The following is a 10,317-nucleotide window of genomic DNA, read 5'->3' on the forward strand; positions in this document are numbered from 1 at the left end:
CTGCCAACACCCCCGGAAGCGACATGGAACGTACTGTTACAGCACACCTGGTTTTCAAAACCGCCGCCAACACCAAAGTAGCCATGGCCGTCGCTGCGGCCCGCAACGATGGGTACTCATCCTTCGCCGAATCGCTGTCCGTGAGCAGCGGCGGCGGGGAGGTGCCACTGACCGAGGTGGCGGACCACCACGGCGGGCGGCTCCACTACATGGAGTTCACCGACCCGGCAGAGGTCACCGTGCACTATTCGGCCACGGTGTCCGGCCGGGCGCAGCCGGAAGAGGCAACCCTCGCGGACCGCATCCGTTACGTCAGGCCCAGCCGCTACGCGGAGTCGGACCGGCTCCTGCCCACCGCCTACGCGGAGTTTGGCCAGTTGCGGGACGGCGCCCTGCTGACGGCCGTCCGCAACTGGGTGCACGGGGAACTGCGCTACCTCAGCGGCTCCTCGCGCGGAACGGACGGCGCGGTGGAGACCCTCCTCAGCCGCCGCGGCGTATGCCGGGACTTCGCGCACCTGGCCATAGCGCTGCTGCGGTCCAAGGACATCCCGGCCCGGCTTGCCGCTGTCTACGCGCCCGGCCTGTACCCCATGGACTTCCATGCCGTTGCCGAGGCCTTTGTGGCCGGGGCCTGGCACGTGATTGATCCCACCGGACTGGCCCCGCGGGAGTCAATGCTCCGGATCACTGCCGGCCGGGACTCCGCAGACACCGCCTTCCTGTCCACCATCGGCGGCAGCCTGACGCTGAGCAGGATGCAGGTCACGGCCGTGGTCAACGGCGTCCTGCCGGTGGAGGACCCGGACCGCCTGCAGGTCCTGGGCTAGTGCGGTGGCAGCTGGCCCAGTGAGCTGCGGAGCTTGTCCGTCAGCCGTGCCAGTTCTTTCTGCTCCGCGGGGGTCAGCGCCGGAGTCACCAGCGCGGAGATGTCCCGGACGTGTTCGCGGCCGATCTCCTTCTGCAGTTCCCTGCCGGCATCAGTCAACCTCAGCAGGACGCCGCGGCCGTCCTCCGGGGCGGGCATCCGATCCACCAGCCCCCGCTTTTGAAGCCGCTCCACCAGCCGGCTGAGGCTTGACTGGCTCAAGAGGACATTGTCGTTGAGTTCGTTGAGCCGCAGCCAGCCGGAGGGGCAGCGGGACAGCGTGAACAGCACATCGTACTCGTTCAGCGCGAGCTGGCGGAAAGCCGGTCCCTGCTGCAGTTTCCGCATCACCGCCACCTGGGCCCTGAACAACGACTCCCAGGTTTCCGCAGCGAGACGGACCGGCGATTCCGGCTTTCCGCTGGACATTATGCGTCCGCGGTGGTTTTGGCCGCGTCCTTGGCAAGCTGCGCATCCACGCGGTTGGCGTGGGTGGGCGGCTCGGGGACGTGGGCGGGCTTCTTGTCGGCGTATTCCTTGCGCAGGACGGGAAGGACTTCCTCACCGAACAGGTCCAGCTGCTCCAGGACCGTCTTCAGGGGCAGGCCGGCGTGGTCGATCAGGAACAGCTGGCGCTGGTAGTCGCCGAAGTACTCACGGAAGGTAAGCGTCTTCTCGATGACCTCCTGCGGGCTGCCCACCGTCAGCGGAGTCTGCGAGGTGAAGTCCTCCAGCGACGGGCCGTGGCCGTAGACCGGGGCGTTGTCGAAGTAGGGGCGGAACTCCTTGACAGCGTCCTGGGAGTTCTTCCGCATAAAGAACTGGCCACCCAGGCCCACGATCGCCTGGTCCGCAGTGCCATGGCCGTAGTGCTCGTAGCGTTCCCGGTACAGGCTGATCAGCTGCTGGTAGTGCTCTTTTGGCCAGAAGATGTTGTTGGCGAAGAACCCGTCACCGTAGTACGCGGCCACCTCGGCGATCTGCGGCGTGCGGATGGAGCCGTGCCACACAAACGGTGCCACTCCGTCCAGGGGCCGGGGCGTGGAAGTGAAGTTCTGCAGCGGGGTGCGGAACTTCCCGGACCAGTTCACGGTGTCCTCGTCCCACAGCTTGCGCAGCAGGCTGTAGTTCTCAATGGCCAGCTCCACCCCGTCCTGGATGTTCTTGCCGAACCAGGGGTACACGGGAGCGGTGTTGCCGCGGCCCAGAACCAGGTCCACGCGGCCATCCGCGAGGTGCTGGAGCATCGCGAAGTCCTCGGCGATCTTGACGGGATCATTCGTGGTGATCAGCGTGGTGGCTGTGGAGAGCGTAATCCGCTCCGTCTGGGCGGCGATGAAGGCCAGCGTGGTGGTGGGGGAGGAGGAGAAGAACGGCCGGTTGTGGTGCTCGCCGATGGCGTAGACATCCATGCCGATTTCCTCGACTTTTTTGGCGATGGCCACCGAGGCCTTGATGCGTTCGTTTTCGGTGGGGACCCGGCCCGTGACGGGGTCCGGGGTGATGTCGCTGACGCTGAATACACCGATTTGCATGATGTGCCTTTCCGATCCTGGTCTTGCTGGCTTGGTTCCAGTGTAGTCCAAGATAGATGCATTTGCATCTATCACCCTCTGTAACGCGATGCCGTCCGGAATATTCCCTGTCCCGCCGCGTGGCAGCCAGGGGTTAACGCAACAGGCCCGCACCGGATCTCCGGTGTGGGCCTGCTTGGTTCCCGCCGCTATTCGGGGCTGCCGGGGGCGGCCCGGCGGCCGCTGACCTTGGGCACCATACCGGTGGTCCAGTCATTGAATTCATTGTCCACACGGGCGCCCGCCCGGTAGTCCGGCCGCTGGCGGAGGTCCTTCAGTAACTGTTTCCGTTCCCGGCGGCCTTCCACCAGCCGGTACAGCACCGGGACAAGGACGAGGGTCAGCGCGGTGGAGGAGATGAGCCCGCCAATCACCACCACGGCAAGGGGCTGCGAGATGAAGCCGCCGCCGCCGGTGAGCCCCACGGCCATGGGCGTGAGCGCAAAGACGGTAGCCAGGGCCGTCATCAGGATGGGCCGCAGCCGCTGCCGGGCACCGTGCGTGATGGCATCGGCCACGCTCATTCCGGGCCGGCCGTCGCGTGGCTGGCGGTATTGGTTGATCAGGTCGATCAGGACAATCGCATTGGTCACCACAATGCCCACCAGCATCAGCATGCCGATCAGCGACGGCAACCCCAGCGGGACCCCCGTCAGGAGCAGCAGCGCCACGGCGCCGGTGGCGGCAAACGGAACGGAGACCAGCAGGATCAGCGGCTGGATCAGCGACTTGAACGTGGCCACCATGATCACGTACACAATGGCGATCGCGGCGAGCAGTGCCAGCCCCAGCTGCTGGAATGATTCGGCCTGCTGGGTGGTGGCCCCGCCGATTTCGGCAGTCACCCCGGCGGGAAGCTGCACATCGGCCAGGCGGGCCTGGACTTCGGTATTCACGGCACCAAGGTTGGATCCCGACGGCGTCACGGACACCCGCGCGGTCCGCTGCCCGTTGCTGGCGGTGATGGAAACCGGCACGTCCACCTGCTCCACGGCTGCCACGCTGCCCAGGGTCACCGTTCCGGGGCCCGCCGGCAGGGGAATGTTCCGGACGGCATCGATGCTGGTGAACTTGGTGCCCTGGCCGATCCGGACCGGGAAATCGTTGGTGTCGATCCGCACCTCGCCGGCGGGGACGGGGCTGATGGTAGCGGCGAGGACGCCGGCCACCTGTTCCTCGTTCAGTCCGGCTGCAACGGTTTTGGCGCGGTCAACCTTCACCTGCACCACCGGCTGGCTGGCCGCAAGGTTGGTTGCCACTTCGCTGGTTCCCGGCACACCCGTCATTGCCGCCACCATCGCGTCGCTGGCGGCCTGCAGGTCCGCCGTGGTGGCGGCCTTGAGGGTGATGTCCACGGTGGAGGACGTGCCAAACCCGCCCTGCTGGGTGCCCACGGAGACCTTGCCGGAATCGGGGACCTGTGTGAGTTCGGAGCGGACCGTCTCCTGCAGCAGCTCCTGGTCGGCTTTCTCGTCGGTGACCACCGTGAAGGTGGAATTGGACGACCCGCTGGAGGTCAGGGCGGCAAAACCGGCGGTGGCGTTGCCGGAAGTGACCTGGACATCCTTGATGCCGTCGATGCCCCGGAGGACCGTCTCCAGCCGGATGGCCGCCGCACTGGTTTCCGCCAGGCTGGTGCCGGCGGGAAGCACCTGCCGGACAGTGAGGCTGTTCTGGCCGGAGTTGCCCAACAGGTTGGTGGCCAGCAGTGGCGTCATGGCGCCGGTGGCGCCCAGGACCAGGACGGCCGCCACCAGCGTGATGACGGGGTGTTTCTGGGTTTTGTTCAGGATGGGAAGGTAGCCGCGTTGGAGCCTGCTGCGCTGTTCGCTCTCCAGCGCCTTGCCGCGTGCCTCGGCTGCCTGTGTACGGGCCGTTGGTGAGCCGGCCACGGCACCCACGGCAGCGGCGCCTGGATTCTTCAGGAACCAGTAAGCCAGGACGGGGACAATGGTCAGGGACACCAGCAGGGAAGCCAGCAGCGCCATGGTGACCGTCAGGGCGAAGGGCCGGAACAGCTCGCCGGCGAGCTCACCCACAAAGGCGATGGGCAGGAACACCGCCACTGTGGTCAGGGTTGAGGCGGTGATGGCCCCGGCCACTTCCCGGATGGCGGTCAGGATCGCCGTGACCTTTTCCTCGCCGTAGCTCAGGTGACGTTTGATGTTCTCGATCACCACGATGGAGTCATCCACCACCCGGCCGATGGCAATGGTGAGGGCGCCAAGGGTCAGGATGTTCAGGGAGTAGCCGGTGGCCGACAGGCCAATGAAGGTGATGAGTAGCGAGAGCGGGATGGACACCGCAGTCACCAGGGTGGAGCGTGCCGACATCAGGAACACCAGGATGACAGCCACCGCGAACCCCAGGCCCAGCAGGCCTTCGGTGGTGAGGTCTTTGATGGACTTTTCGATGAAGGGCGCCTGGTCAAACACAGGCGTGAACTTGGCATTTGAGCCCAGTTCGGCCTCAAGGTCCGCCAGGGTGTCGCGGACAGCGTGGGAGATGCCCACAGTGTCGCCCTCGGGTTTTTTGGTGACGGAGACGGCAAGGGTTTCGGCACCGTTGGTCCGGGTGATGGAGGTGCGCTCGTCATCCTTCAAGGACACGTCCGCCACCGTACCGATGGTGGCAGCACCCTTGGCGCCGGAGAGCGGCAGCGCCTTGATGGCGTCCAGGGAATCCACCGGGCTGCCGATCTGCAGGGACAGGGTCTTGCCCTGCTCCTGGACGGTCCCCACGGGTACCAGGGCCCCGTTGTTCGCCAGGGCGTCCCGGATGGCGGTGATTCCCGCGCCCGCAGCGGCCAGGTCATCCTGCCGGGGCAGGATTTCGATGTGTTGGGTGGCGCCGCCGGTCACGTCGGCGCCACGGACGCCGTCGATCTTCTGCAGCCGGGGTACGCTCAGCCGCAGCAGGTCGGCGTTGAGCTCGCTCAGGGACTTGTCCGAGGAGACGGCCAGGAACACGATGGGGAAGTCGCTGATGCTGCCCGCAATGGCCTGGGGCTGGACATCGTCCGGCAGGGACCGCTTGGCGTTGGAGATGGCCCTGTCGATCTGGTTCCGGGCCCGGTCCAGGTTCGACCCGTACGTAAACACCAGGCTTATCTGGGACACACCATTGCGGGAGGTGGAGGATGTTGATTCCAGGCCCTCCACCCCGTTCAGGGCGGTTTCCAGCGGGCCGCTTACCTGCTTGTCCACCACCTCCGGCGAGGCCCCGGGCATGGCCGTCAGGACCGTGATCTGCGGGAACTCAATTGATGGAATGAGTTCCTGCTTCAGCGACGTCATGGTCAGCACGCCGAAGACGGAGGCGAAAACGGTGATCAGTGCGATCAGGGCCCGGTTTGCAAGTGAAAGGTGCGCCAGCCGGAACATCGCATGGTCTCCTGTGGGTTGGGGAACGGGAACGGACCCTGCGGTGCCGGCGCTGACCTGGGGTCAGCGGCCGGCGGAAACGCCTTCCAGCTGCAGCGAGGACGCCGTGGCCAGCTCGAGTTCGGCGGCGAGCTCCGGGTTCTCGTCAAGCTTGACGCCGTAGCCGGGCATCATTTCCTTGAGCTTGCCCTGCCAGCCCTTGAAGTTCTTGGGGAACGTCTTCTGCAGCAGTTCGATCATGATGGGAACAGCGGTGGAGGCTCCGGGCGAGGCACCCAGGAGGGCGCCGATGGAGCCGTCGCGGCCGGCGATCACTTCAGTACCGAACTGGAGGATGCCGCCCTTCTGTGGATCCTTCTTGATGATCTGTACACGCTGGCCGGCGGTGATCAGTTCCCAGTCGCCGTCCTTGGCTTCGGGGTAGTACTCGCGCAGGGCCTCGACCTTGTCGCCGTGGCGCTTGGCCACTTCCTTAACCAGGTAGGCGGTGAGGTCCATGTTGTCCTTGGCCACGGCCAGCATCGGAATGATGTTGCTGGGCCGGATGGACAGGGGCAGGTCCAGGTACGAGCCGTTTTTCAGGAAGTTGGTGGAGAAACCGGCGTACGGGCCGAACAGCAGGGAGCGCTTGCCGTTGACGTACCGGGTGTCCAGGTGCGGGACGGACATGGGCGGGGCGCCTACGGAGGCCTGCCCGTACACCTTGGCGCTGTGTTGGGCGGCGATGTCCTCATCGGTACAGCGGAAGAACTGGCCGGAGACGGGGAACCCGCCGTAGCCCTTGCTCTCGGGGATCCCGGAGGCCTGCAGGAGGTGGAGTGCGCCGCCGCCGGCGCCCACAAACACAAACTTGGCGTGGATCTTGCTGTGTTCCCCGGATTTGGGGTATTTCAGCGAAAGGTCCCAGCCGCCGTCGGACGCCTTGGAAATCCCGGTGACGGAATGGCCGTAGTTGATTTCGACGCCGTTGTTCCCCAGGTACGTGGTCAGCTCACGGGTGAGTGCACCGAAGTCGACGTCGGTCCCCTCGGCCGCACGGGTTGCGGCAACGCGCTGCTTCGGGTCGCGGCCCTTGACGATCAGCGGTGCCCATTTGGCGATCTGCGCGTGGTCCTCGGAGTACTCCATGCTGCGGAAGAGCGGGTGCGGCTTCAACGCCTCATAGCGGGTCTTCAGGAATTTGGTGTGGTCCTCGCCGATCACGAAGCTCATATGCGGCACGGTGTTGATGAAGCCCTTGGGGGAGCCGATCAGCTTCTGGTCCACCAGATGGGACCAGAACTGCCGCGACAGCTGGAACTGTTCGTTGATGACCAGCGCCTTCGACGGGCTCACCGAACCGTCCTTGGCCGCGGGCGAGTAATTCAGTTCGCAGAGGGCGGCGTGGCCGGTGCCTGCGTTGTTCCACGGATCCGAGCTTTCCAGCCCCGGCTCGTCCAGGCGTTCAAACAGCGAAACGGTCCAATTGGGTTCCAGCTGCTTGATGAATGCCCCGAGCGTGGCGCTCATGATGCCACCGCCGATCAGGACAACGTCGGCATGGTGGGTCTTGGAAATGAAAGTCACGATCAGTCTCCGATTGCAGCGGCTCTGGCTGTCACAGAATATCCCCGGTCTGCCTACATACTGAAATTGGGGCAGCGCGTCAAGGCTTCAGTTGGACCTTTGTAAAAACTTCGTTTAAGACAGGGGACGCCGGATAGCTGACCACACGGTCCGAGAGGGCCAGGGCGGAGATGGGGAAGGCGATGGGCACGGCCGGGACGGTCGCAGCGATCTGGTCATTGATGGTGTGATACTGCTCATCCCGTTCCTCCCCCTCGGGCATGCTGCGGGCCCTGTTGATCTTGGAGAAGACCTGTGGGTCCTGATAGCCGAACTCGCCGTTCTTCTCCCCGAACAGGGGTCCAACAAAGTTTTCCGCGTCCGAATAGGAGCCGTTCCAGCCGAGCAGGTGCAGGGCATGGTCGCCGGGGGACTGGACCTTCTGGAGGTAGCCCTCGGACCACTCCACGGGAACGGGCCGGATGTTCAAGCCGGCAGCGGTCAGCTGCCGGCTGATCTCGGCGTACACCTTTTCCGGCGTGGGGAGGTAGGGCCTGGTGACGTTCAAGGGGTAGTAGAACTTCAGTTCTTCCCCGGCGTAGCCTGCGTCCTTCAGGTACTGCTTGGCCTTGGCAAGGTCGTGCCCAAGTTCCGGTGCGTTGTTGTTGAAGCCGCTGATTTTGGGCGGCACGAACTGGGTGGCCTTGGCCGTGTTGTCGATGAAGAACCTGCGGATCAGGGTCTCCTTATCGATGGCCAGCTCGATCGCCTGGCGGACTTTGAGGTTTGCCAGGATGCCGACTGCCTGGTTCATGCCCACGTACATCACAGAGAACGGATCGCGCTGGACGATCTGCTTGCCGCGCTTGACCAACTGGTCAAAGTTGCCCACGGTCACGGCGTCGTAGCCGTCGATTTTGCCGTCCAGCAATGCCTGGAGGCGGGTCTGCGGGTGGTCGTAGGCCATAAAATTGATGGTGCCGATCTGGCCGCGGTCCCCCCAGTAGGAGGAATTGGTGACCAGGGTAACGCTGCCCTCGTCCCAGCTGCTGAGGCTGAACGGGCCCGTACCCACAGGGTTGGTGCCGAAGGCAGACAGCGGCTGGCCGCTTTTCTGCCGGTCCAGGACGTTGGCGTTGCCGGCGGCCAGGGCAGCGGGGGACGCGATGGCGAACGCGGGCAGCGTCAGGGCCTGCAGGAACGCAGTGAACCGCTGGGTCAGGTCCAGCTGCACGGTGTCCGCTGCCAGGGCGGTGCAGCTTTTGAAGATGGACAGGTCCGGTTCATCGGCGTGGGCCTTGAAAACACCCTTGAACGAGCTGCCGGGCGCCTGCCGCTGCAGGTCCGGGGAGAACGCGAACCATCTGTTGAAGTTGGTGCACACGGCTTCCGCGTCAAAGGGTGTGCCGTCATGGAACGTGACACCGCCGCGGAGTTTGAAGGTGTAGGTCCGGCCCTCGTTGGATTCGGTCCACTCGGTGGCGAGCAGGGGCGTTGGTTTGCCGGTGGTCTGGTCCACGCCCACCAGGCCTTCGAGGATCTGGCGGGTGATGCGCTGCGACTCAACATCGCTGGATAATGCGGGGTCGAGCCCCAGGGGCTGCGCGGCCGTGCCGAAGTTGAAGGTGGCGCCGGGTTCAGCGGCAGCGGCGGAGCTGGGGAAACCCGACGACGGCGACGGGGACGGGACGCCCGTGCATCCGGTCACACCCAGTGCCAGGAGGAGGGCGCCGCTTTTGATCACCGTCCGCCGGGAAGTACTGCTGGGCACTCGTTTATCACCTCTGGATTTGCCGGCTCCGCGATGTGCGGGCCGGACCCCAGTCTAGTAGAAGGTGCCGCCGCTGCCTCGGAGGTGGGGAACGGCGCCGGGCGCAGCAAAGCCGGGTCCACTCCAGCGAGTGGACCCGGCTTCAGTGATGCTGCAGTTCCGAAGGTGGCCGGGACTTACTTGGGCATCAGCACCGAGTCGATGAGGTAAACGGTGGCGTTTTTGGTCTTGACGCCGCCGCAGATCACGTTGGCGCCGTCGACCGTCAGGGCGTCGCCGCTGCCGGCAACCGTGACGGATCCGCCCTGGACCGTGGCGTGGGTGCCGGCGATCTTGTCCGGGGTGATCTGGCCGGGAACAACGTGGTAGGTCAGGATCTTGCTGAGCAGGGCATCATCGGTCTTGAGTGTTTCGATGGTGGCGGCGTCGATCTTGGCGAAGGCGTCATCCACCGGTGCGAAGACCGTAAATTCGCCACCGTTGAGGGTGTCCACCAGGTCCACCTTCGGGTTCAGCTTGCCGGAGACGGCAGCGGTGAGGGTGGTGAGGATGGGGTTGTTGGAGGCGGCAACAGCGACCGGATCAAGGGCCATGCCTTCAACGGAGCCGGCACCCGTGGGAACCTGTGCGGCGTAACCGGCGCAACCGGGGCCCACCAGGTTGGCTGCCGGATCCATCGTGTCGGCGCTGGCCGACGATGACGCCGACGGTGACGGTGCCATGCTGGTGGCCATCGAGGACGGCGACTCCGCCGGTGCAGAGGAGGCGGCCGGGGTGCTGGTTCCACCACATGCCGTCAGGCTGAGCAGAGCTGCAGCAGCAACGCCTGCGACGGTGAAAGTTGTGCGCTTAATAGTCTGCATTTTGGTTTCTCCTTGGTTTATTGCATTTTCCGGGAAAGGAAATGAAGTTTCCCTGCCGGGTTTATCTGGCTGGTGGGCACCTGCCCCTCGGCCGGTGTCTCAATGGGTATTCGGCAGCTGTGCCGAGAGGGATGGGTGGATTTCCAAATCTTTTTTTCAAACACGGAATACGCCGCCGCCATGGGCCGTCAGGGCCGTGATTCCGCGGCATCCCCATCCCGCCGGCGGCCAGGCGATGGAAGTTAAACCAAAAGGTCCTCCCGGCACATTGCCGGGAGGACCTTTTACATTGTGTGCGCAAGGGGGGACTTGA

The 10,317-nt window shown here is 64.9% G+C and carries 7 protein-coding genes; 1 reads left to right on the forward strand and 6 read right to left on the reverse strand.

The genetic code is table 11. The annotated features are described in order from the left end of the window. Positions 1 to 23 precede the first annotated feature (23 nt). A complete protein-coding gene (locus ASF72_RS06505) occupies positions 24 to 830 on the forward strand; it encodes a transglutaminase-like domain-containing protein (RefSeq protein WP_050685500.1) in 807 nt (268 codons plus the stop codon). Here ASF72_RS06505 and ASF72_RS06510 read toward each other — a convergent pair. The 6 genes from ASF72_RS06510 to ASF72_RS06535 form a co-directional block, all read right to left on the reverse strand. Next, on the reverse strand, positions 827 to 1,297 hold the full coding sequence (locus ASF72_RS06510; RefSeq protein ID WP_050685499.1) for a MarR family winged helix-turn-helix transcriptional regulator: 471 nt from the start codon (positions 1,295 to 1,297) through the stop codon (positions 827 to 829). The genes ASF72_RS06505 and ASF72_RS06510 overlap by 4 nt on opposite strands. Next, positions 1,297 to 2,403, reverse strand: a complete 1,107-nt coding sequence (locus ASF72_RS06515; protein ID WP_056597314.1) for an LLM class flavin-dependent oxidoreductase — start codon at positions 2,401 to 2,403, stop codon at positions 1,297 to 1,299. The genes ASF72_RS06510 and ASF72_RS06515 overlap by 1 nt, the downstream gene beginning before the upstream one ends. 188 nt (positions 2,404 to 2,591) lie before the next feature. Continuing rightward, on the reverse strand, positions 2,592 to 5,825 hold the full coding sequence (locus tag ASF72_RS06520) for an efflux RND transporter permease subunit (RefSeq protein WP_056597316.1): 3,234 nt from the start codon (positions 5,823 to 5,825) through the stop codon (positions 2,592 to 2,594). A gap of 63 nt (positions 5,826 to 5,888) precedes the next feature. Then, positions 5,889 to 7,391, reverse strand: coding sequence for a malate:quinone oxidoreductase (locus tag ASF72_RS06525; protein ID WP_050685496.1), 1,503 nt, complete (start codon positions 7,389 to 7,391; stop codon positions 5,889 to 5,891). A gap of 79 nt (positions 7,392 to 7,470) precedes the next feature. Next, on the reverse strand, positions 7,471 to 9,141 hold the full coding sequence (locus tag ASF72_RS06530) for an ABC transporter substrate-binding protein (protein WP_200933621.1): 1,671 nt from the start codon (positions 9,139 to 9,141) through the stop codon (positions 7,471 to 7,473). Positions 9,142 to 9,317: 176 nt separating this feature from the next. Beyond that, positions 9,318 to 10,004, reverse strand: a complete 687-nt coding sequence (locus tag ASF72_RS06535) for a fasciclin domain-containing protein (protein WP_050685495.1) — start codon at positions 10,002 to 10,004, stop codon at positions 9,318 to 9,320. Positions 10,005 to 10,317 lie beyond the last annotated feature (313 nt).

It is taken from the genome of Arthrobacter sp. Leaf141, from assembly GCF_001424565.1.
GTDB lineage: Bacteria > Actinomycetota > Actinomycetes > Actinomycetales > Micrococcaceae > Arthrobacter.